This window comes from Microbacterium sp. OVT16B (assembly GCF_019969705.1).
GTDB lineage: Bacteria > Actinomycetota > Actinomycetes > Actinomycetales > Microbacteriaceae > Microbacterium > Microbacterium natoriense.
Map to the genome: position 1 here is coordinate 2959291 of NZ_JAHXZA010000001.1, position 22022 is coordinate 2981312.

At 68.9% G+C, this 22022-nt stretch carries 18 protein-coding genes; 3 read left to right on the plus strand and 15 right to left on the minus strand.

Annotated elements, in window-relative coordinates; all coding sequences use genetic code 11:
• Positions 1–35: 35 nt before the first annotated feature.
• Complete coding sequence (locus tag LC438_RS14000) at positions 36–1319, minus strand: RNA polymerase sigma factor (protein ID WP_223587477.1); 1284 nt, start codon at positions 1317–1319, stop codon at positions 36–38.
• An 18-nt stretch (positions 1320–1337) separates the two neighbouring features.
• Positions 1338–1766 (minus strand): YciI family protein, encoded by a 429-nt coding sequence (locus LC438_RS14005; RefSeq protein ID WP_105672789.1) that lies wholly within the window; start codon positions 1764–1766, stop codon positions 1338–1340.
• 130 nt (positions 1767–1896) lie between these two features.
• Between LC438_RS14005 and LC438_RS14010 the strand changes: the two genes are divergently transcribed.
• The gene (locus LC438_RS14010; protein WP_223586937.1) at positions 1897–2571 is read left to right on the plus strand and encodes a DNA alkylation repair protein; all 675 of its coding nucleotides are present in this window, start codon (positions 1897–1899) and stop codon (positions 2569–2571) included.
• A gap of 76 nt (positions 2572–2647) precedes the next feature.
• Here the strand turns inward: LC438_RS14010 and guaA are convergent, their stop codons facing one another.
• From guaA to LC438_RS14070, 12 genes are all read right to left on the minus strand, one after another.
• On the minus strand, positions 2648–4234 hold the full coding sequence (guaA, locus tag LC438_RS14015; RefSeq protein ID WP_105672735.1) for a glutamine-hydrolyzing GMP synthase: 1587 nt from the start codon (positions 4232–4234) through the stop codon (positions 2648–2650).
• Positions 4231–4737, minus strand: a complete 507-nt coding sequence (locus tag LC438_RS14020) for a DUF3817 domain-containing protein (RefSeq protein ID WP_223586938.1) — start codon at positions 4735–4737, stop codon at positions 4231–4233. Before LC438_RS14020 ends, guaA begins: the two co-directional genes overlap by 4 nt.
• 115 nt (positions 4738–4852) lie before the next feature.
• The gene (locus LC438_RS14025; RefSeq protein ID WP_105672733.1) at positions 4853–5122 is read right to left on the minus strand and encodes an HPr family phosphocarrier protein; all 270 of its coding nucleotides are present in this window, start codon (positions 5120–5122) and stop codon (positions 4853–4855) included.
• A 35-nt stretch (positions 5123–5157) separates the two neighbouring features.
• Positions 5158–7176 (minus strand): fructose-specific PTS transporter subunit EIIC, encoded by a 2019-nt coding sequence (locus LC438_RS14030; RefSeq protein WP_223586939.1) that lies wholly within the window; start codon positions 7174–7176, stop codon positions 5158–5160.
• 24 nt (positions 7177–7200) lie between these two features.
• Entirely contained in the window at positions 7201–8142 is a 942-nt protein-coding gene (locus LC438_RS14035; protein WP_223586940.1) for a 1-phosphofructokinase family hexose kinase, read from the minus strand.
• Positions 8139–8933 (minus strand): DeoR/GlpR family DNA-binding transcription regulator, encoded by a 795-nt coding sequence (locus LC438_RS14040; RefSeq protein WP_223586941.1) that lies wholly within the window; start codon positions 8931–8933, stop codon positions 8139–8141. Before LC438_RS14040 ends, LC438_RS14035 begins: the two co-directional genes overlap by 4 nt.
• 120 nt (positions 8934–9053) lie before the next feature.
• Positions 9054–10028, minus strand: coding sequence for a class I mannose-6-phosphate isomerase (locus LC438_RS14045; protein ID WP_223586942.1), 975 nt, complete (start codon positions 10026–10028; stop codon positions 9054–9056).
• Positions 10028–11239 (minus strand): ADP-dependent glucokinase/phosphofructokinase, encoded by a 1212-nt coding sequence (locus LC438_RS14050; protein ID WP_223586943.1) that lies wholly within the window; start codon positions 11237–11239, stop codon positions 10028–10030. The genes LC438_RS14045 and LC438_RS14050 overlap by 1 nt, the downstream gene beginning before the upstream one ends.
• A gap of 37 nt (positions 11240–11276) precedes the next feature.
• Positions 11277–12140, minus strand: coding sequence for a ketose-bisphosphate aldolase (locus LC438_RS14055; protein ID WP_105672727.1), 864 nt, complete (start codon positions 12138–12140; stop codon positions 11277–11279).
• Between the two features lie 44 nt (positions 12141–12184).
• Complete coding sequence (locus LC438_RS14060) at positions 12185–13030, minus strand: carbohydrate ABC transporter permease (protein ID WP_223586944.1); 846 nt, start codon at positions 13028–13030, stop codon at positions 12185–12187.
• 2 nt (positions 13031–13032) lie between these two features.
• A complete protein-coding gene (locus LC438_RS14065) occupies positions 13033–13956 on the minus strand; it encodes a carbohydrate ABC transporter permease (protein ID WP_105672725.1) in 924 nt (307 codons plus the stop codon).
• An 83-nt stretch (positions 13957–14039) separates the two neighbouring features.
• Positions 14040–15338: a sugar ABC transporter substrate-binding protein gene (locus tag LC438_RS14070; protein ID WP_223586945.1), complete on the minus strand. Its 1299-nt coding sequence runs from the start codon at positions 15336–15338 to the stop codon at positions 14040–14042.
• Positions 15339–15564: 226 nt separating this feature from the next.
• On the opposite strand from LC438_RS14070, the gene LC438_RS14075 reads away from it, so the two are divergent.
• Together LC438_RS14075 and LC438_RS14080 are read left to right on the plus strand one after the other, a co-directional pair.
• Complete coding sequence (locus LC438_RS14075; protein ID WP_105672723.1) at positions 15565–16371, plus strand: DeoR/GlpR family DNA-binding transcription regulator; 807 nt, start codon at positions 15565–15567, stop codon at positions 16369–16371.
• 78 nt (positions 16372–16449) lie between these two features.
• Positions 16450–17079, plus strand: coding sequence for a glyoxalase (locus LC438_RS14080; RefSeq protein ID WP_105672722.1), 630 nt, complete (start codon positions 16450–16452; stop codon positions 17077–17079).
• Positions 17080–17163: 84 nt separating this feature from the next.
• Here LC438_RS14080 and LC438_RS14085 read toward each other — a convergent pair whose 3' ends face one another.
• Complete coding sequence (locus LC438_RS14085; protein ID WP_223586946.1) at positions 17164–21798, minus strand: ExeM/NucH family extracellular endonuclease; 4635 nt, start codon at positions 21796–21798, stop codon at positions 17164–17166.
• Positions 21799–22022 lie beyond the last annotated feature (224 nt).

Sequence of the window (22022 nt, forward strand, 5' to 3'; positions counted from 1 at the left end):
TTCGAAAGCCGAGGCTGTCGAAGGGGGCGGGTCTTTCAGTCTCCGGCGGCCTTTGACTGCAGCAGCGCCCGCTCGCGATCGTTGCCGGCGAGGGAGGCGGCCGTCGCGAACTCGCTCCGCGCCTCCTCGGTACGGCCGAGCCGCAGCAGCAGCTCGCCGCGGGTGGCGGGCAGCAGGTGGTATCCGCGCAGGGCACCCGACTCCGCGATCCGGTCGATGATCCGGAGAGCGGATGCCGGTCCCGTCGCCATCGCGACCGCGGCGGCACGATTCAGCTCGACCACCGGTGACGGCGCCAGGCGCCCCAGCGCCTCGTAGAGCACGACGATGCTCTCCCAGTCGGTCTCCTCGACGGAGGGCGCGACCGCATGGCGTTCGGCGATCGCCGCCTGCAGCCCGTACGCGCTGCGTCCCCCTCCCCGCGCATCGGCGGCGGCGAGAGCGGCGCGTCCGCGCGCGATGCGTCCGCGATCCCAGCGCGACCTGTCCTGATCGGCCAGCAGTACGGGTTCCCCGTTCGCGTCGATGCGCGCGGGGAACCGGGCCGCCGTGAGCTCCATGAGCGCCAGCAGACTGTGCACGTCGCGCTCGCGCGGCATGAGAGCGGCGAGCACGCGGGTGAGCCTGATCGCCTCCACGCTGAGCTCCGGACGCATCCAGTCGGATCCGCTCGACGCCGCATGCCCCTCGTTGAAGATCAGGTACAGCACGCCCAGGATGCCCCCGAGCCGCGCCGCATGCTCCTCCCGCGACGGCATCTCGAAAGGGACGTTCGCCGCCGCCAGCGTCTTCTTCGCACGCACGATCCGCTGCTGCACGGTCGCCGTGGGCACGAGGAAGGCGCGAGCGATCTCCTCGCTCGACAGGCCGCCCACCACCCGCAGCGTCAGCGCGACCTGCGCCTCCCGCGACAGCACGGGGTGACAGGAGATGAAGATCAGGCGCAGCACGTCGTCATCGACGGCGTCCGGGTCCCAGGGCAGCGCGTCGGCCGCCTCCTCCTGCTCGCGCTCCAGGTCGTGGGCGAGCACGGCGATGCGGTCGTCCAGCCGCTCGCGCCGACGCCAGCCGTCGATCGCCTTGCGCTTGGCGACCGCGGTGAGCCAGGCGGCGCCGTTGCGCGGCACGCCCTCGACCGGCCACTGCGCGAGTGCGTCGAGCAGCGCCTCCTGCGCGAGGTCCTCCGCGAGACCGAAGTCTCCGACCAGACGCGACAGCGTCGCGACGATCTTCGCCGACTCGATGCGCCACACGGCCGCGACGGCGCGCTCCGCCGCTCCCCTGTCGGGTGCGGAGCGCGCCATCGCCTCACCGGTCATCGTCGGCATCCCGCCCGTTCAGGCCTCGGCGGCCTTGGCGGCGGCGTCCTCGATCCACTGCTTCTCCTTCTGCACCCACTCGTTGTCCTGGGGGAAGTCCTCGACACCGTGGATGCGACGGATCTCCAGCTTCGAGCCGGGGCCGAGCGGGCAGCGCTTCGCCCACTCCACGGCCTCCTCCTTGGACGAGACCTCGAGGATCCAGAAGCCGTTGAACAGCTCCTTCGTCTCGCCGTAGGGGCCGTCGGTGACGAGGGGCGGCTCGCTGGAGAAGTCGACGACGACGCCTTCAGCGGCGTCCGTCAGACCGTCACCGCCCGCCATGACGCCGGCCTTGATGAGCGACTCGTTGTAGCGCCCCATCGACTCGATCATCTCCTCGAACGGGATCTCCTTCGACGCCTCGAGTGCCTCGTCGGTCGCGCGCATGATGAGCATGTACTTCATGATGTTCTCCTTGATCGTGGGGCCGTCTCTCGACCCTCTCATTGAAGACGTCGAACGGGAACGCATCGGATCGACATCCTCGCGAAAAAAGTTCCCGAGATCCGTCGCAGGTCCGCTCTAGACTCGCTCCGTGACCGCCGCAGACCTCGTCGACAGCATCCGCCAGGCCCTGCGCGAGAGCGCGGATCCCGCGATCGCGCCCGGTCAGCAGGCGTACATGAAGTCATCCATGCCGTTCCTCGGCGTGAAGGTGCCGCAGTCGCGAAGGATCGCGCGACAGGCCGCCCGCGGACAGAAGGATGCTGCGGAGCTCCGTGCCGCCGCGCTGGAGCTGTGGCGCGGGGCGACGCACCGCGAGGAGCGCTACGCCGCGACCGAGATCATGGGGCTGCGTCCGCTGCGCGGGCGGCTGGACATGCTCGACGTGCACGAGGAGATGATCCGCACCGGCGCCTGGTGGGACCACGTGGACGAGGTCTCGCACCGGCTGGCGGAGACGCTGGACGCCCACCCCGAAGAGCTCACGCCCGTGCTCGTCGCCTGGGCGCGCGACGAGGACTTCTGGGTGCGACGTGCCAGCATCATCGCCCAGCTCGGACGGCGGGGCGACACCGACCTCGCGCTCCTGGTGAGCGCGATCCAGCCGAACATCGCCGACACGGAGTTCTTCATCCGCAAGGCGATCGGCTGGGCCCTGCGCGAGTACGCGAAGACCGACCCGGAGTGGGTGCGCACGTTCGTCGCCGCCCACGAGGGCGAGCTCAGCGGACTCTCACGGCGCGAGGCGATGAAGCACCTGGGCTGAGCCGCAGCGCCCGGGTACGCGAAAGGGCACGGACCGCGATGGCCCGTGCCCTTTCGACGTCAGGCGAGTGGGAGACTCACTCCCACTCGATGGTCCCCGGCGGCTTGGAGGTCACGTCGAGGACGACGCGGTTGACGTCGCGCACCCCGTTGGTGATGCGGTTCGAGATCTTCGCCAGCACGTCGTACGGCAGGCGCGTCCAGTCGGCGGTCATCGCGTCTTCGCTCGACACGGGACGCAGCACGATCGGGTGGCCGTAGGTGCGGCCGTCGCCCTGCACGCCCACGGAGCGGACGTCGGCGAGCAGCACCACAGGGCACTGCCAGATCTCCTGGTCGAGGCCGGCCTTGGTGAGCTCCTCGCGCGCGATGGCATCGGCCTCACGCAGGATCTCCAGGCGGTCCTTCGTCACCTCGCCGATGATGCGGATGCCGAGGCCGGGGCCGGGGAACGGCTGGCGGCCGACGATCGCTTCGGGGATGCCGAGCTCGCGGCCGATGGCGCGGACCTCGTCCTTGAACAGCGCCCGCAGGGGTTCGATCAGCTCGAAGTCGAGGTCGTCGGGGAGCCCGCCCACGTTGTGGTGCGACTTGATGTTCGCGGTGCCGGCGCCGCCGCCGGACTCGACGACGTCGGGATACAGCGTGCCCTGCACGAGGAACTTGACCGGAGCGCCGCCCGCGGCCTTGGCCTCGGCGACGAGGTCGAGCTGCACCTTCTCGAACGCCCGGATGAACTCGCGCCCGATGATCTTGCGCTTCTCCTCCGGGTCGGTCACCCCCTCGAGGTGGCCGAGGAACGTGTCGGCCGCGTCGACCGTGATGAGACGGACGCCGGTGGACTCGACGTAGTCCTTCTCGACCTGCTCGCGCTCGCCCTTGCGGAGGAGGCCGTGGTCGACGAACACCGCGGTGAGCTGGTCGCCGATGGCCTTGTGCACGAGGGCCGTGGAGACGGCGGAGTCGACGCCGCCGGAGAGGGCGGAGATGACGCGGGCGTCGCCGACCTGCTCGCGGATGCGCTCGATCTGCTCGGCGATCACGTTGCCGCTGTTCCAGTCGGACGCGAGACCCGCGCCCTTGTGCAGGAAGTTCTCCAGCACGCGCTGACCGTGGTCGGAGTGCTTGACCTCGGGGTGCCACTGCACGCCGTAGAAGCGACGCTCCTCGTTCGCGAAGGCCGCGACCTTGGTGGCGGACGTGGTGGCGAGGACCTCGAAGCCCTCGGGGGCCGTGGCGACCTGGTCGCCGTGGCTCATCCACACGTTCTGCTCCGCAGGCTGGCCGCCGAGCAGCGTGCCGCCGTCGCCGGAGATGACGGCATCCGTCGCGCCGTACTCGCGCAGGCCGGTGTTCGCGACCTCGCCGCCGAGGGTCTGCGCCATGTACTGGAAGCCGTAGCAGATGCCGAGGGTCGGCACCCCGAGGTCGAAGACCGCGGGGTCGAGGCGCGGGGCGCCCTCCTCGTACACCGACGACGGACCGCCGGAGAGGATGATCGCGACCGGGTTCTTGGCGGCGATCTCCTCAGCGGTGGCCGTGTGCGGCACGATCTCGCTGTAGACGCCGGCCTCGCGGACTCGACGGGCGATCAGCTGCGCGTACTGCGCGCCGAAGTCGACCACGAGCGCTGGACGCTGCTGGGTCTCGGATTGTTCGGTCAACGGACACCTTCCGGGGAGGGGCGGGAATCGGGGTCTGCGGGGAGCGCATCGGGCTCCGGCTGCGCGGTCGCGGCCTCCCTGGTGGAGAGGTACGTCTTCACCTCGCGGGCGACGATGCCCTCCATGAAGAACGACAGCAGCGGGATGACGCCGCCGAGCGCCAGGGTGATGAAGCGCAGGAACGGCCAGCGCATCAGGCTCCACATGCGGAAGCACGCGAAGAGGTAGACGACGTAGAACCAGCCGTGGGCGACGAGGATGCCGAGGGAGAGGTTGAGACCGTCGCCCGTCGACTCGAGGCCGTCCGGCCCCTCGACCACCGGCGCGAACCAGAGGAAACCGCCCCTTCCGCCCGCGAAGAGCTCGAGGTGGATCGGCGTGTACTTGAGCACCATCTCCGTGACCAGCAGGAGCAGCATGACTCCGGTGATGATCGACGCGATCTGATAGAACTTCAGCGCACCGCGGATCGCCGGAAAACTGGCGACTTTCGGTTCTGGCATGGAGTCCAGTCTAGCCGGGCCGGGATCGCATCCGTTCCGGTGCCCGGGCGCTCCGCGCTGCGGACCGCGAGGCGCGACGACGGCCGCCGGGGCTTCCCGGCGGCCGTCGTCATGATCACTCCGCGTCGAGATCCGTCTCGAGCAGGGCGACGAGCTCGTCGAGCGCCTGCTCCGCGCCCTCGGCGTCGGATCGCAGGGTCACGACGGCGCCCTTCGAGGCTCCGAGTCCCATCAGCGCGAGGATGCTGCCGGCGTTGAGCTCGGCCCCGCCCGCGAGGGAGATGGTGATCGGGATGCCCTTCTCCTGCACCGCCGACACGAAGAGCTTGGCGGGGCGGGCGTGCAGCCCTGAGCTGCTGGCGATGGTGGCCTGGCGTTCGGTCATGTCTGTTCTCCTTCGATGCGGTGTCGGGTGCGTGATCAGGCGGCGACGGCGACGGGGTCTCCCGCGCCGATGAACCTCTTCAGGGCGACGATGGCGAGCGCGCTGACGATCGTGCCCGCGGCGAGAGCGAGGAGGAAGCCCCAGATCGGATTGATCGCGAAGAACACGAAGATGCCGCCGTGCGGGGCCAGCGACTGCACGCTGAACACCATGCTGAGCGCACCGGTGACGGCGCCGCCGAGCATGGACGCGGGGATCACACGCAGCGGATCGGCGGCGGCGAACGGGATCGCGCCCTCGCTGATGAAGGAGGCGCCCAGCAGCCATGCGGCGACGCCGTTCTCGCGCTCGACCGTCGTGAACCGGCGACGGGCCAGCACCGTGGAGGCGAGGGCCATCGCCAGCGGCGGGACCATGCCCGAGCACATGACGGCGGCCATGATCAGGTACGGCGCGGGGTTGTCCGAGGACGCGGAGGCGAGACCGGCCGTCGCGAACGCGTACGCGACCTTGTTCACCGGTCCGCCGAGGTCGAAGCACATCATGAGTCCGAGGATCACGCCGACGAGCACGATGCCCGAGGTGCCGGCGAGTCCCGTCAGCCACTCGTTCAGGATCTGCATGAGCCCCGCGATCGGTCGGCCGAGGAACAGCAGCATCAGCCCGGACGCGACGATCGAGGCGAGCAGCGGGATGATCACGACCGGCATGAGGCCGCGCAGCCATCGCGGCGCGTCGATGCGCCCGATCGCCCAGGCGATGAACCCGGCGAGCAGACCGCCGACGATGCCGCCGATGAAGCCGGCGTTCATGAGCACCGCGATGGCGCCAGCGACGAAACCGGGGACGATGCCCGGCCGGTCGGCGATCGCGAAGGCGATGTATCCGGCGAGCGCCGAGACGAGGAAGCCCATCGACGTGGCGCCGATGACGAAGAGGACCGATCCGATGTACTGGCCGAGGCCGCCGTCGGGCAGCGCCCACAGCGCGTTGCCGAGCACGATGTCGAACGCCTGATCGTCTTTGTTGACGTTGAACCCGCCGAGGAAGGGCAGGAAGCTCAGTGCGATCAGCAGTCCGCCCGCGGCGACGAACGGGATCATGTAGCTGACGCCGGTGAGCAGGATGCGCCTGATCCGCGACCCCATGGACTGCGCCTGCGCGGGCGCTGCAGCGGACGACGACGACGCGGCGCCCGACACCCGGGCGGCCGACGGATCCTTCGACGCGGCGATCGCCTCGGCGATCAGGCGTGCCGGCTCCTCGATGCCCCTCTTCACCCCGGAGCGCACTACGGGCTTGCCGGCGAACCGCTCCTGGGCGCGCACGTCGACGTCGACCGCGAAGATGACGGCATCCGCATCGTCGATCACGCTCTGCGGCAGGGCCTTGTACCCGCTCGACCCCTGCGGCTCCACCACGAGGTCGACGCCTTCCGCTCGCCCCGCCGCGGTGAGGGCGTCGGCGGCCATGAAGGTGTGGGCGATGCCCGTCGCGCACGCCGTCACCGCGACGATGCGGGCGCGACGCGGTGCACCGTCTGCGGGGGGCGCTGTCGCCGATTCGGACGGTGCGACGGCGGCGGATGCCTCCGGCTGCGGCTCATCGCTGATCGCCGCGGCCACGATCGTCACGACCTCCTCGGCGGAGCGAGCCGCGCGCAGGGCGCCGGTGAACTCCTCCTGCATGAGGCTCCGCGCGAGCTTCGACAGCATCGCGAGATGCGCCTCGGCGGCCGTGTCCGGCGCGGCGATGAGGAAGACGAGATCGGCCGGCCCGTCAGGGGCGCCGAAGTCGACCCCCGGCGCGAGACGAGCGAAGGCGAGGGTCGGGATCGTCACCGACGCGCTCTTCGCGTGCGGGATGGCGATGCCGCCGGGCAGACCCGTCTCGTCCTTCTCCTCCCTCGCCCAGGCGTCGTCGAAGAGCCCCTGCGCGCTGTTCGCGCGGCCCTGTGCGGCGACGCGCTCGGCGAGAGCGCGGATGACGGCGGACTTGTCGGCGCCGAGGGCCGCATCGATGCTGACCAGCTCGGCGGTGATGGTGTCGGACATGATGACCTCCAGTGGTCGTCAGGGTTACAGAGCGCGGACGATGATGTCGTCGTCGCCGAGATCGGCGGATGACGGCACCTGGGTGCCCGGAAGGGATGCCGCCGCCGCCCCGTAGCGGATCGCGGAGCGCAGACGATCGGCCGGCTGCTCGCCGGCCAGGTCCGCGAGAAGGTAGCCGGCGAGGGAGCTGTCTCCCGCGCCGACCGTGCTCACGACGCGGATGCGCGGAGCCGCGGCGCACCAGGCGCCGTCTGCCGTCACCAGGACGGCGCCGGCCCCGCCGAGCGTGACGAGCGCCGCCGCGACGCGACCGGGGACGATCCCCCGCGCCACCGCGGCGACCGCGCCGTCGAGGTCGTTCTGATCGATCGGCCCCCCGACGAGATCGGCGAGCTCCTCGTCGTTGGGTTTGATGAGGTCGACGGCGGCATGCTCCACGACGTTGCGCAGAGCGGGACCGGAGGCGTCGACGGCGACCTTCGGAGCGCGCGTTCCCCATCGATCCCGCACCGCACGGACGACGTCCGCATAGAACATGTCGTCGAGCGTGTCAGGGAGCGACCCCGCGAGCACCAGCCAGTCCGCATCGGCGCTGGTCTCGACCACGGCGGAGAGCATCGCGTCGGCGTCGGCCACGGTGAGAGGGGCGCCGGGGAGGTTCAGCTTCGTCGTGACGCCGGCGGGATCGGTGATCGCCAGATTCGTGCGGGCGAGCCGTTCGACGGGGACGGGGCGCACCGCGAGGCCCGCGGCGTTGAGCGTGGCGCGGAAGGGATCGTCGGCAGCCAGCGGAAGCACCGCGCGCGTCCTGACGCCTGCCGCCGAGACGACCCGGGAGACGTTGATCCCCTTGCCGCCGGCGTCTTCCCGGGCGGACGAAGCGGTCTGCACCTCTCCGGGGCGCAGTGCGTCGCGGAGGGTGATGGTGCGATCCAGCGCCGGGTTGACGGTGAGCGTGACGATCATGCGACCCAGACCTCGACTCCGGCCTCGGCCAGCGCCTCCGCGAGCTCGGGCGACGGCTCGGCATCCGTCACGAGGATGTCGATGTCGCTCAGCGCGGCGAACGTGACGAGCAGCTCCCTGTCGTGCTTGCTCGAGTCCGCGACGACGACGACCTTCCGTGCCGAGCGGACGATGGCCGCCTTGACGGAGGCCTCGTCGGGGTCGGGCGTGCTCAGCCCGAATCCCGCGGAGATGCCATTCGCACCGACGAACGCGACGTCAGGGCGGAGACGGCCGATCGCGCCGACGGTCTCGGCTCCGACGGCCGCCGCGGTGATCCCCCGGATGCGACCGCCGATGACGGTGAGGGACATCCCCTCCGCCGCCGCGAGGACGGGCGCGATCGTGAGAGAGTGCGTCACCACCTCGATGCGCTCATCTCCGGCTGATGCGAGAGCGCTGCGCGCTGACAGGGCGTCGGCGACGGTCGCGGTCGTGGTGCCGGCGTCGATGAAGACGGAACCGCGGAAGCCGCTCCCCAGGGCGGAGAGGGCGCGGGCGGCGATGGCCTGCTTGGCCGCTCCATGCCGGTGCGTCCTCTCGAGCACCGTCGGCTCGTCGATGCTGTCGGCATCCCGTGCGACGGCTCCCCCGTGCACGCGGACGAGGGCGCCGGCGTCTTCGAGTGCTCCCAGATCGCGACGGATCGTCTCGGTCGTGACATCGAAGCGCTGCGCGAGCTCGATGACGGCGACACGGCCCTCGTCGAGCAGAATGCGCTCGATCAGCTGCTGACGCTCCAGTGCATACATTGCCGACTCCGTTGTTGAGGGAAGATTCCCACACGATACAACAGAGAACAACACAAACACAATGATGAATCTGCGATCACCTGCGTTTCGCGAGCTCGCCGTTCAGCTCGGATCACACACCTACGGCGCCGGCGGTCGGGCGATCAGCAGCTCGCCGCGCCCGTCGACGACGACCTCTCCCTCATCGGCGGCGACGAGCAGAACGCTCCCCCGGTGAACGGCCTCGCCGCCCACCTCCATCCGCCCATCCGTCGCCACGACGACGGAGAAGCCCGCGGCGATACCGGTCACGCCGTCGACATCGACCCGCTCGAGCCGGAAGTACCGGTCGGCCTCCGCCGGGAACACCGAACCGGTGCGCGGGGCCCGATGCACGAGCGACGCGATCTCGGGCTCCGAGCGTCTGACGGTGGAGACCGCGCTCAGGGCCAGATCGGAGCCGAGGCCGAGATGCCACACATCCGTCGCGTCCAGCTCGTACCCGCGCCACTCCAGGAGGATCGAGAGATCCTCTGGCTGCTGGAGCTCCAGCAGCAGGACGCCTGCACCGATCGCGTGCAGCTCCCCCGGCGGCACCCAGACCACGTCCCCCGGTGCGACCTCGATCTCGTGCAGCAGCGAGAGGAGTCCCTCGGAATCCTGCCGGGACACGAGATCCGCGAGCACCGCGGCCCCGGCTTCCTGGCGCAGTCCGACGTGGACGACGCCGCCCTCGAGGATGTACCAGGCCTCCGCCTTGCCGTGAGGCCGGCCGAGATGAGCCGCCGCGAAGTCATCGTGCGGATGCGCGTGCACGGGCAGGCGCTGACCGGCGTCGAGGAGCTTGACCAGCAGGCGGGCATCCGCACCCCACCTCTCTACGTGCGCCGCACCGAGCCAGGCGACGGGGTCGTCGGCGATCGCATCCCGCAGCATCCGCCCGTCGGGCAGGACCGTCAGGCCGAGGTCGCTCTCGCCACGGATCGTGGTGGTCGACGCGATCCAGTCCTCCGGCTCGCGTGCTGCCGCGGGGGCCTCACCGCGGAACCGCGTGATCCGCGGCCCGCCACGGTAGAAGCGTTCACGAGGGCGGTTCGAGGGCAGGGCGATCGGCATCAGGATCGCCGCCCCGTCGCCCGCACGGGTTCGACGTGGCCAGCCAGGAAGCCGCCGACGAACGTGTCCCCCAGCCCGACCGTGGTCGGAGCGAGCACGTCGAGGTGGAACGCCGCGACGCCCGCCGCCTCGGGCAGAGAGCCCTCGACCGCCCTGACCAGCTCGCCGCCGCCCTCATGACGCGGGAGCCCTGTCGTCGCAGCCACGTCGTCGGCCGTGATGCCGTCTCCGAGCCGGTAGCGGGTCGCGGCGACGCTGACGGCGCTGTCGAGAGCCTTCCTGTGGCGCGCGGCCTGCGGGCCCACGGCGACGGCCCAGTAACGTGTGTGCACGACGAGAGCCGGGACCGGGATCAGCGCATGCACCTCGCGCAGCGCATCGGCGACCTCGTCCGCATCGAGCAGCCGCACGGAGCGGCCGACGTACTCCTGGAGCTCGTCCTCGTTCATTCCGTAGACGTCGATCCGCGGCAGCAGCCGCGCACGGACGGTCTCCGAGAACTCGCGCGTGTAGAACCCCGCGTCCTCGTAGTACAGCAGCGCGTCGGCGGGCAGCGTCCGCATCGCGGCCTGCAGCTCGCCGAGGCGCCGCTCCAGGAGAGCGTGGTCCTGCATGGTGTTGAACCCCGAGACCAGGAATCCGCCGGCATCCGTCAGCTCCGCGGAGAGCGCCGGGGCGATGGCCATCTCACGGTTGGGAGGATCGTTCGCGAAGATGAGACGGTTCGACGCGGGCGAGACGATATCGGCATCGACGAGCTGCACCTGAGCTCCGGCCGGGTACTGCACGATGAGGTGCGGGTCGAGGGTGTCGGCGTCGGCCGAGCACACGTACGAGACCGCGTCCGGCAGGAGCCTGCGCACCGTGTCGTCGATGCTGACCAGGTGCTGAGTGCTCGGGATGCCGAGGCCTGCGAGCGCGAGCCCCGCGCGCACCCCGGTGCCGCCGAGGGTCACGTCGTACGCGAAGTGCGCGCTGAAGCGCTCGATCACCGCCGAGTCGGACACGAACCGCTCCGCTCCTGTCCCCGATGCCATGAAGGCGAGGATCGACACGATCAGCGACCTCTCGTCGACGATCGGCGAGGTGGAGGTCACCTCGTGCCTGCGGATCCCGTGAGCCCGCGCCAGCCTTCCGAGCACGGCGGAATCCCACCGCAGCTCGTAGTCGACGGTCCCGCCGAGTCCCAGTACGAGTCTTCGCCTGCCCACGTCGCCGATCATCCTCCTGTCGCGCCCGTCCTGCCGCTCAGTACAGCGGAGCCTTGCCGTCGGCCCCGAACAGCTCGATCTTCTCCGCCGCGGTGACCTTCATCGCCGCGATCGGCTCGGGCTGGATCGCGTTCGGCTCCCGAAGGCGCTCGTCCGTCCCCAGGATCTCGCGCATGCGGTTGTGGTACGACACCTTGATGTCGCTGGAGATGTTGATCTTGTTGACCCCCAGCTCGACGGCGCGACGCAGCTCCGCATCGGGGTTCGAGGATCCGCCGTGCAGCACGAGAGGGATGCCGACGGCGGCCTTGATCTCCTCCAGCAGGTCGTGACGCAGCTCCGGGTTCTTGTCGGCGGGGTAGAGACCGTGCGACGTTCCGATCGCGATCGCGAGGCTGTCGACGCCGGTCTCCTCCACGAACCTCACGGCATCCGCGGGGTTGGTGTAGATGATCTCCGCGGCACCCGACTCGCCGTAGCTGTCGTTGGCGCCGATCGTGCCGAGCTCGCCCTCCACCTGGATGCCGACGGCGTGCGCCGCCTCGACGACCTTGCGGGTGAGTGCCACGTTCTCATCGAAAGGCTGCAGCGACGCGTCGATCATGACCGAGGTGAAGCCGGAGCGGATGGCGGTGATGATCTGCTCGTAGGTGCCGCCGTGATCCCAGTGGATCGCGACCGGCACGCTGGAGCGGTGCGCCCGCGCATGCATGGCCGCGATGAGGTCGGTCGTGATGTGGGAGACCTCGTCGGGGTGGATCGCGATGATGACGGGGGCCTCCTTCTCCTCGCTGACGTCCATGATGCCGGTGAACATCGCCCAGTCACTGATGTTGAAGGCGGGGATGGCGAAGTTGTTGGCGTTCGCGACGTCGAGGATGGACTTGCCGGTGTAGAGCACTTGATTCTCCTGTTTCGTGGTGGTGGGTGGCAGCGGCGGAAAGGTCAGCTCTTCACGGACCCGGCCGTGAGCCCGCTGATGAAGTACCGCTGGAAGAAGAGGAAGAGGATGAGGACGGGGATCGAGCCGAGCACGCTCATCGCCATGATCTGGTTCCACTCGTACGAGTGCTGTCCCATGAGGAGCTGGATGCCGATGGGGACGGTGCGCATGTCGATCGACTTGGTCAGCGTCAGGGCGAAGAGGTACTCGTTCCACGCGATCATGAACGTGTAGATCCCGATGGACACGATCCCGGGCACGGAGATGGGGACGAGCACCCGCCACAGGGCCGTCATCGAACCGGCTCCGTCGACCCTGACCGCCTCGTCGAGCTCGCGGGGAAGGGTGTTGAAATAGCCGGTCATCATGATGATCGCGTAGGGCAGGGTGAACACCATGTACGTGAGGATCAGTCCCGGGTAGGAGTTGTAGAGGCCGAGGCCGACCATGAGCCCGAAGTACGGGATCAGCAGCGTGATCGGCGGAACGGCCTGGACGCTGACGATCACCACGTTCAGGATGCGCTTGCCCCGGAAGTCGAATCGGCTGAACGCGTAGGCGGCCTGGATGGCGACGACGAGGGTCAGGATCGTGACGGCGCCCGCGACGATGTAGCTGTTGAGGAAGAACCTCATCGTCTCGGGGTTCGTGAAGATCGCGATGTACGCGTCGAACGAGAACGTGTCCGTGATCAGCCGGGGCGGCAGCTCGAAGATCTGCGTGTTCGACTTGAACGAGCTCGACAGCATCCACAGCACGGGGCCGGCGGCGAAGACCGCGCCCAGCAGCAGGCCGAGAGTGACCGCGATCTTCGCGACCGTGCGTCGGCGGGTGGCGGTGAGAGCCATGATCAGTCCCTCGCTTTCTGATGACGGACGTAGAACACGGCGAGCACCATCGACATCAGCAGGACCAGCACGGCGGAGGTCGCCGCACTCGAGAAGTCGTACTTCGCGAAGGCGAGCTTGTAGGTGAAGGTGCTCAGCACCTCGGTGACGTCGATCGGACCGCCGCCGGTCGTCATCCAGATGAGGGCGAACTGCTGCGACGTCCAGATGAGGTCGAGCAGCACGAGGCTGACGATGATCGGTCGCAGCTGCGGGATCGTGACGTTCCAGAAGCGCTGCACGGCGCCGGCCCCGTCGACCGTGGCCGCCTCGTTCAGCTCGGTCGGGATGCCCTGGAGACCCGCGAGCAGGCTCACCATGAAGAACGGGTACCCCGCCCAGATGTTGATGAAGATGATGGTGCCGAGGGCGAGCTGCGGGGAGGCCAACCACTCGATGTCGGTGTTGAGCAGGAAGTTGATCACGCCGTTCGGGGCGAGGAGCATGCGCCACAGCACCGCGATGACGGCGACCGTGAAGAGCCACGGGAGGATGTAGAGGGCTCGGAAGACCGCCCGCGACACCCGGCCCAGCAGCGGGCTGTTCAGCATCATCGCGAAGGCGAGGCCGAGCACGAGGTGGGCGACGACGCTCGCCACCGTGAACAGGACGGTGTTGCCCGTCGCCTTCCAGAATCGGGGGTCGGAGAGGATCCCCGTGTAGTTCTCGAGGCCGACGAACTCCGGCGACTTGTTCAGGATGACGTTGTCCTGGAAGGAGTACCCGATCACCATGACGATCGGCACGATCATCAGCACGAACAGCAGGATGATCGTCGGCGAGAGGAAGACGTAGGACTCGGAGGTCTTGCGCAGCTGCCGACGTCGACGCGACAGCGGGGCTCCGGTGACGATCACCTCGGTGTCGTCGGTTGTTCTCAGGCTCATGGGAACCGGTGCTCCTTGGTTGGTCGGGTGCCGCATCGCATCCTGTGCGATGCGGCACCCCGTTCAGAGGGGATGCGGGAGGGTCAGAACTCCGCTTCCCAGGCCTGCTGGGCCTTCTTGAGCGCGTCCGGAATCGACTGCTGCCCGTCGAAGGCGGACTGCAGCTGCTCTCCGAGCTGGCGCATGAGCTCCTCGGCGACAGGGAGACCGGTGAACTCGTTCGCCGGGTAGCCCGCCTGGTAGATGTCGAACGCCGTCTTGAAGAGCTCGTCGTCGTTCACGAAGTCCGGGACGGACTTCGAGTTGCCGGGGAACGCCTTGGCCATCGTCGACAGCTCGGAGTTCGTCTTCTCGCTCATCAGGAAAGACACCAGCTTGAACGCCGCTTCCTTGTGCTCGGAGTTCTCTGCGACGCCGATGCCCCAGGAGGCGTAGGGGATGCCGCGCTCGCCGTCGTATCCGTCCTCGGCGGGCAGTGCCGAGATCGAGAACTTCAGATCGGGGTTGGTCTCCCTGATCAGGTTGATGTGCGCGAGTGAGTCGATCATCATGCCGACGCGTCCGTTCGTGAACTCCTCGACCTTGTCCTGCTCCTTCATCGTGAAGGAGCCCGATGCGATCACCCCGTCGTCCCAGAGGCCGTCGATGTACTCGACCGCCGACGTGACGTCGTCGTTGGTGAGATCGGGCTTGCCGTCCTTCAGCATCGATCCGCCGGAGGCCCACACCCAGGACATGACGTCGTTCTGCACGCCGTTCGGCGCCTCGAGCGAGAGCGGGAGCACCCAGCCGGAGACGTCGCCGCCCAGGGCCGAGACCTTCGCGGCCGCGTCGGCGAACTCGCTGCGCGTCGCCGGCGGTGCGTCGACGCCCGCCTGGGCGAGCAGGGTGTCGTTGGTGAACATCGGGTAGACGAAGTTCACCACCGGGATCATGTAGGTGCTGCCGTCGACCTGGATCTGGCTGGCGAGCTCGCTGTCGTCGTAGTCGTACTCCTTCATGAGGGCCGTGAGGTCGGCGATGACCCCCTGCGACGCGAAGTCGTTGACCCAGGCGCCGTCGAGACCGACGACGTCCGGCATGGTGCCGGATGCCGCACCGGCGAACAGCTGCTCCTTCGTGGAGGCGTACGGGCCGCTGACGAGCTTGACGGTGATGCCGGGGTTCTCGTCCTCGAACTTGTCGATCAGCGCACGGAACTCGCCGTCGGGGAGTTCGGGCTCCCACCACTGGGCGAACTCGATCGTGACGTCTCCGCCTGCATCGCCGCCCGATCCGCTGTCGCCGGCGGAGCAGCCGGCCACGGCGAGAACGGTCAGGGTCGCGGTCACCGCACTGGCGAGCGTCAGAGCACGTCGCCGCCCTCGTCCCACTGTCATCATCACTTCTCCTCTTCGAGATCGTGCCGCATCACGCGCCTCAATGCTTGTTCATGCGGTTTTAAGCAATGTTATGCCGAGATATGCGGCCAGGTCAAGAGATTCTCTGCACGATTTCGCGTACAGCCCTGCCGACGCGCGGCGTCGAGGGCGCATGCACGCGTCCCCCTTCTTGCTGTTTTCTGCCGCAACATGCGGGAAAAAGCGCACCGTGTGCTAAGAAGACTGCATGGAAGCATCCGGAACCGGCCGCAGACGCCGCCTCCCCGCAGGACGAAAGGCCGATCTCGCCGCGTACGTCGAGCAGACGGGTCAGGTCACCGTCGCCGACCTCGCCGAGCACTTCGACGTCTCGATCGACACCATCCGACGGGATCTCGATCAGCTCGACCGGGAGGGCGTGCTGATCCGCACGCACGGCGGCGCGGTGAGCGCCGCCGAGGGGCAGCTGAAGGATCGCGCACTCGACGTGCGACTCCAGATGCAGACGGAGGAGAAGGAGAAGATCGCGCGCGTCGCCGCCGGCCTCATCGACGACGGCGCCGTCGTCATGATCAACGCGGGCACGACGACGCTCGCGCTGGCTCGAGCCCTCCGCAATCACAAGGACCTCACCATCGCGACGAACAATCTCCGCATCCCCGCGGAGATCTCCCCCTCGGCCTTCCGCGACCTCTACGTCTTCGGCGGGGCGGTCAGAGCGATCACCCAGGCGACCACCGGCCCGGTGACGTTCACCATGACGCCCGGGGGCCCCGAGGTCGACATCCGCTGCGACCTGGCTCTCATCGCGGTGGGCGCCGTGGACGAGGCGGGCTACTCGACATCGAACCTGGGCGATGCCGCCATGATGTCGGAGATGATCCAACGGGCGGAGCGGACGGCGATCCTCGCCGACACCTCGAAGCTGGGCCGTCGGCTGTTCGCCCAGGTGGCGCCCCTCGATCGTGCGGACTACCTCGTCACGGACGCGCTCCCGGAGACCGGCATGGCGGAGGCACTCGCCCAGGCTGAGGTCGACGTCCTCACCCCGTGATCGTCGCCGCACGCCCTTCCGCCGATCCGGTCAGGAATCGAGAAGCACGCAGCATGCCGCGTCCGTAGCGTCGAGGGCATGAACAGCGCAATCGAATCCCTCACCCTCGACGTCTCCGACGTCACCACCGCCCAGGCCTTCTACGACGCAGCTTTCGGGCTCGGCGACAGGCTGCGATTCCGTGCAGCCGATGCCGAGAGCTCCGGCTTCCGCGGCTACACCCTCTCGCTCGTGGTCGCCCAGCCCGCGAACGTGCACGCGCTCGTCGACGCCGCCGTCGCGGCGGGAGCCACGGTCATCAAGCCCGTATCGAAGTCCCTCTGGGGCGTCGGCGGCACCGTGCAGGCTCCGGACGGTGCGATCTGGAAGATCGCCACGTCGGCGAAGAAGGACACCGCTCCCCCGAGCCGCACCGTCGACGAGATCATCCTTTTGCTCGGCGCCGCGGACGTCCTCGCCTCGAAGACGTTCTACACGGAGCGCGGCATCGGCGTCGCGAAGAGCTTCGGCCGCAGCTACGTGCAGTTCGACACGGGGACGAGCCCCATCGGGCTCGGACTCTACCGGCACGCGTCGCTCGCGAAGGACGCGGGGGTCGCGGCATCCGGTTCCGGCTCGCACCGGCTCCGCATCAACGGCGTGCTCGGAGCAGCCGTCGACCCCGACGGCTTCGCCTGGGCCCCCGTCGAGGCCGGCGCGAGCCTCTGACCTGCGGGCATCCTCTTCCCCGCTACAGACGACGGAGGCCGCCGGGATCACTCCCGGCGGCCTCCGCGCTGTTGCTCCTGAAGGTCAGAACCAGCCCTTGATGATGTCCCAGAGCCAATCGAGGATCGCACCGATGATGCCGCCGATGCCACCCGCCTTGTTCACGGTGACCGTTGCGGTCGCCTTGTCGCCGTCGGCCTGAGCCACCGCGACCGTGTACTTGCCCGCAGGCACGCTCTTCGGCACGACGACCGACGTGCTGAAGGTCCCGTCCGCGCGCACCTGGACCGTGCCGAGCGTGAGCGGCTGACCCTTCTTCGGCTGCAGCTGAACCGTCACGGTCTCCCCGGGCTGGTAGCCCTTTCCGGTGATCGTGAGCTTCTTGCCCGCGGTGACCTTCGAGGAGTCCAGGGCGATGGTGCCCGCGAACACGGGCTGGCCCGCGATCGTGAACGGCACCTGCGCCGTGGTTCCGGTGCCCGCGACCGAGACCGTGAGCGACGTCGCGCCGTACACACCGGACGGAACCGTGAACGTGAGCGCCGCGCGGCCGACCTCGTCGAAGGTGTCGACGATGGCCGGGTCGATCGCGCCCGTCGCGAGCACGGTGTCGCCGAGCTTCAGCGTCACCTCGCCCGGCGCCTGCTCGCCTGCGCTGAACGCCAGCGAGGAGAGCGACACGGTGACCTGGTCGCCGGCGCTGTAGCCGTCGGCATCCGGGGCGCTGACCGCGACGCCGACCGCACGCTGCGCGAGGTCGGGGGTCGCCGTCTTGTTCGCGTCGAACCAGTCGACCATGGACTGCAGGTCGATCTTGCCGGTGTCGCGCTTGCCCGTGCCGAGCTTGAACGAGGTGAAGTTGTCTCCACCCGCCGCAAGGAACGAGTTCGCCGCCACCGTGTAGTTCGCCGCGGGGTCGACCGGTGCGCCGTTCAGCGTCATCGTCGTGATCCGCGAGCCCTGGGCCGCCGAGGGGTCGTACGTGTACGACAGCTCCTTGGAGACGCCGAGCTTGAGGAACGGACGCGCCGAGCCGGCCGGCTGCCACTGCTCCTCGAGCACGCTCTTCAGCTGGGCGCCCGTGAGCGTCAGCGTGACCAGCGTGTTGGCGAACGGCTGGACCGTCGCCGCCTCGCGGTAGGTGACGTTGCCGTTCGGGTCGCTCGCCCCGCTCGACGCGTAGGTGAGGTTCGCGCGGATGCCACCCGGGTTCATCAGCGCCAGGTCGGCGCCGGTGGACCACTTCTGCACGTCGGCGACGAAATTGCCGATGGTGGACTCGCCACCGCGGTTCTCCGTCTTGCCGTCGCTCTGGCGAGCGCGGTTGAGGTCGCCCGTGATGTCGCCGACCTTGACGGCGCCGAGGATGTCGGCCTCCGCCTTGGCCTTCGCGACGATGTCGGCCACCTCCGGCACTGCCGGGTAGAGCGGCTTGCCTGCCGCGGTGAGGGGCTTGATCTGGTTGGTGATCGAGATCAGGTCCTTCGTCTTCGGGTCGACCTTGATGTTCATCAGGCCGAGGTTCTCGCCGTACTGACCGGCCGAGACAACCGGACGGCCGTCGATGACGTGGTTGTAGGCGAGGTGCGTGTGCGCCGAGACGATGGCGTCCACGTCCTTGTCCACCCCGTAGACGATCTCCCCGAGCGGCGAGTCCGGCGTGATGCTGGACACGTCGACCGTGGCTGCGCCCTCGTGCACGAGGAGGATGACGACATCCGCCTCGCCGTTGGACTCGTCGCCGTCGCGCAGGTCGTCGGCCACGGCGTTCACCGAGTCGACGATGCTGCGGACCTCGAGGTCCTTGATGCCGTCGGGGGACACGAGCGAGTCGAGGTCCTCCGTCACGGCGCCCACGAAGCCGACGCGCACGCCGTCGAGCTCCTTGACCCAGGCCGGGGCGAGCGCAGGCTGCCCGGTCTCGGTGAGGAACACGTTCGAGGAGATGTACTCCCAGTTCGCACGCTCCTGCACGCGGTCGCGCAGGTCGGCCCAGCCCTGATCGAACTCGTGGTTGCCCGCGGCGCTCACGTCGAGTCCTGCGGCGTTGAGCGCGTCGATGGTGGGGTTGTCGTCGTTGATGAACGAGGTGAACGTCGAGGCGCCGATCAGGTCGCCGGCTCCGGCGAAGATCGTGTTCGGGTTCTCCGCGCGGAACTGCTTGACGGCGCCCGCGAGGACCGCGGCTCCGGCAGCGGCCCCGTCTGCCTCGATCCGACCGTGGAAGTCGTTGACCGTGACGACGTCGATGCTCACCGGCGGGGTCGTGGCCGAGACGCCGACGATGATCGGGTCGTGGTCGCTGGAGCGGTAGGGCGTACCCGACTCGGTGGCGCCGAACGCGTAGCCGCGGTCGCTCCACTCGGGCGAGTTGATGCTCCAGACGCCTGCTCCGGTGATCGACGAGGCGAGCGACGGCGAGGCGATGACGTGGTCGAGCGAGCCGACCTCCCCGTCGAAGCTGTACGTGTGCTCGTCCGCCGCCTTCTCACGCGCGACGTCGCTCCAGCCCGCATCCGTGAAGACCCGGATCGGGTCCTCCTTCGCGTAGGCGTTGAAGTCGCCGATGAGCAGCATGTCGGCGCTGCCCGTGGTCTGCTCGATCTTCTGCGTGAACGCGAGGATCGACTTCGCCTGGGCGACGCGGTCGGCGTTGAAGAAGCCCTGCTCGTCGGTCGGCACCGGGGTGCCGTCCTTGGGGTCGGACTTCGACTTCAGGTGGTTCGCGACGACCGTGACGACACGGCCGTCGACGTCGAACGCCTGGGCGATCGGCTCGCGGGCGTTGCCCCAGACGGTCTCATCCGTGACGGTCATGCTGTCGCCCACCGGGGAGACGGCGCCCTTCTTGTAGATGATCGCGCTGGTGATGTAGTCGGTCGTCGCCGCGTTGTTCAGCGCCGCCGGGGTGTGCACGTAGGCCCAGACATCGCTGCCCGCGGCCTCGTTGAGACCCGCGACCAGATCGGCGAGGGCCGAGTCCAGCGTGCCGCCGAGCTTGACCGAGTTCTCGATCTCCATGAGCGAGACGATCTCGGCGTCGAGGCCGTTGATGGCCGCCACGATCTTCGACTTCTGGATCGCGAACTCCGCAGCGGTCGCCGCTCCTCGCGCGTTCGAGTTCTGGCTCTTCAGCGTCGTGAAGTAGTTGTAGACGTTGAACGACGCGACCTGCACGTCGCCGCCGACGACCGGAGCCTTCGCGGGGCGCGGGTTCGTGGCGGTGAAGCCCACCTTGAGGTCGGCCGACGACGTGCTGTCGATCGGCACCACCGGCTGCAGACGCCAGTCGTCGAAGCTCCACTGCAGCACGTAGCCGTTGTCGCCGAAGTCGACGGTGTCGCCGTTGCGGACGACCGCGTCCTTGGTGAAGTACGGCTGGTCGTTCGGGTGGCCGTTGTTCGTGACCTGGATCGACCATCCGTCATCGAGGAGGATGCGGTTCGCACGGTTGGCGGCGGTGATCGCCGCGGCATCCGGGCCGGGAAGAGCGGCCTCGGTGCTCTTCTGGGCGAGTCCGCCACCCACGTTCAGCCACAGCGCGCCGTAGTTGTACAGCTGGTGGCTGGACGCGACGCGGTAGGTGCCGGTCGGAGCGACGTACATGCTCTCGAACTGCTCACGTGCTGCGCCGACCGCCGTGTCGGGCAGCGGAGTCGCTGCAGGGACGCCGACGCCCGCCTGCACCACGGAGATCGCGGAGGCGGTCGCCGGGTTCACCTGCGTCTGGCCGAAGTACTCGCTCACGGGGCCGGTGACCGAGACGAGGTCGCCGATCGCGAGCGTCGGGGTGAGCGCGTTCAGGAACACGAAGACGCCGTCGGATGCTCCGGGCGTCGCGTCGTTCGCGCCGCCAGAGCCCTGCGTCTGGATCGTGACGCCCTTGTAGCCGCCGGTGCGGTAGTCGGCGGTGACGACGCCCTCGACCGTGACGGTCTTGCCGTTCAGCGGCGAGACGTCGGTCGTGCCCTGGACCTCGGCGATGGTGGCCTTGGTGGGCTGCGTGCCGGGGTCGGTGCCCGGATCGGTGCCGCCGGAGCCCTGCGGCGTGACCGACGCCGAGAGGGTGAAGTCGACGCTGTTGTTGTCGGTGTCCGCGCCGCCGGTGCGGTTCAGCGACTTCACGTCGGTGTTCCCGGCCGGCGCGGTCGCCGCCGCGGTCTCGAAGGTGTTCGAGGTTCCGTAGCCGAGGACGTCGATGACGCCGGCGGCGCCCGCGGTCGAACCGGGGGTGAGGTTCACCGCGGCGGTTCCGTCGACGAGTGCGATCGTGCCGGAGGAGCCGCTCGGGTTGAGGGTGCTGACGGCATCCGCCTTGGGGAGCGCCGCGCCGTTCGCACCGTTGCTGCCTCCCTGCACGAGGTAGTAGCCGCCGGCCGGGATCGTGCCGGTGAGGGCGGCGACGCCGGAGAAGGCGGCCGTGCCGGTCGCCGAGCGGTACTGCAGCGACTTGCCGTCGAGCGTGATCGGCGCGGAGGTCGGGTTGTAGAGCTCGACGAACTTGTTGGTGAAGGCCGCGCCGGCGCTGCCGCCGGAGAGGTAGGCCTCGTTGATCACCACCCCCGTTCCGTCGGTGCTGGCGAAGGCGGGGGTCGCGACCAGGGAGCCGAGGCTCAGGGCGGCGATGCAGGTCGCAGCGAGAGCGCCGATGCGCCCCCGCTTCCGGTGCGCAGACGAAGCGAGGCCCTCTCGGGCGCCGTCGTCGGGGGCGAAGTTCATTCGGCAGGTCTCCTCGGCGTTGCGGATCTCGTATGCGGAGGACTCTTGTGGAGCCTCCGATCGTGCTCGCCGGTCTCCCAGCCAACACATATGTGTGGGAGCTTACGGACGGGCCCGGACATCCTCAACGCTGTTTGCCGATTCGTCATGCATTGCTCATCCGATCGACAAAACCGTTCGGAGAGAGCCCACAATCATCGCGCAGATGCGCGCGAGCGGGTGCG

What these genes read in the sequence shown, in the direction of transcription:
- LC438_RS14065 (WP_105672725.1), bottom strand. Translation starts at nt 13,956, where the DNA reads ATGAGCCTGAGAACAACCGACGACACCGAGGTGATCGTCACCGGAGCC.
- LC438_RS14075 (WP_105672723.1), top strand. Translation starts at nt 15,565, where the DNA reads ATGGAAGCATCCGGAACCGGCCGCAGACGCCGCCTCCCCGCAGGACGA.
- LC438_RS14035 (WP_223586940.1), bottom strand. Translation starts at nt 8,142, where the DNA reads ATGATCGTCACGCTCACCGTCAACCCGGCGCTGGATCGCACCATCACC.
- LC438_RS14000 (WP_223587477.1), bottom strand. Translation starts at nt 1,319, where the DNA reads ATGACCGGTGAGGCGATGGCGCGCTCCGCACCCGACAGGGGAGCGGCG.
- LC438_RS14045 (WP_223586942.1), bottom strand. Translation starts at nt 10,028, where the DNA reads ATGCCGATCGCCCTGCCCTCGAACCGCCCTCGTGAACGCTTCTACCGT.
- LC438_RS14030 (WP_223586939.1), bottom strand. Translation starts at nt 7,176, where the DNA reads ATGTCCGACACCATCACCGCCGAGCTGGTCAGCATCGATGCGGCCCTC.
- LC438_RS14080 (WP_105672722.1), top strand. Translation starts at nt 16,450, where the DNA reads ATGAACAGCGCAATCGAATCCCTCACCCTCGACGTCTCCGACGTCACC.
- LC438_RS14020 (WP_223586938.1), bottom strand. Translation starts at nt 4,737, where the DNA reads ATGCCAGAACCGAAAGTCGCCAGTTTTCCGGCGATCCGCGGTGCGCTG.
- LC438_RS14060 (WP_223586944.1), bottom strand. Translation starts at nt 13,030, where the DNA reads ATGGCTCTCACCGCCACCCGCCGACGCACGGTCGCGAAGATCGCGGTC.
- LC438_RS14025 (WP_105672733.1), bottom strand. Translation starts at nt 5,122, where the DNA reads ATGACCGAACGCCAGGCCACCATCGCCAGCAGCTCAGGGCTGCACGCC.
- LC438_RS14040 (WP_223586941.1), bottom strand. Translation starts at nt 8,933, where the DNA reads ATGTATGCACTGGAGCGTCAGCAGCTGATCGAGCGCATTCTGCTCGAC.
- LC438_RS14070 (WP_223586945.1), bottom strand. Translation starts at nt 15,338, where the DNA reads ATGATGACAGTGGGACGAGGGCGGCGACGTGCTCTGACGCTCGCCAGT.
- LC438_RS14005 (WP_105672789.1), bottom strand. Translation starts at nt 1,766, where the DNA reads ATGAAGTACATGCTCATCATGCGCGCGACCGACGAGGCACTCGAGGCG.
- LC438_RS14085 (WP_223586946.1), bottom strand. Translation starts at nt 21,798, where the DNA reads ATGAACTTCGCCCCCGACGACGGCGCCCGAGAGGGCCTCGCTTCGTCT.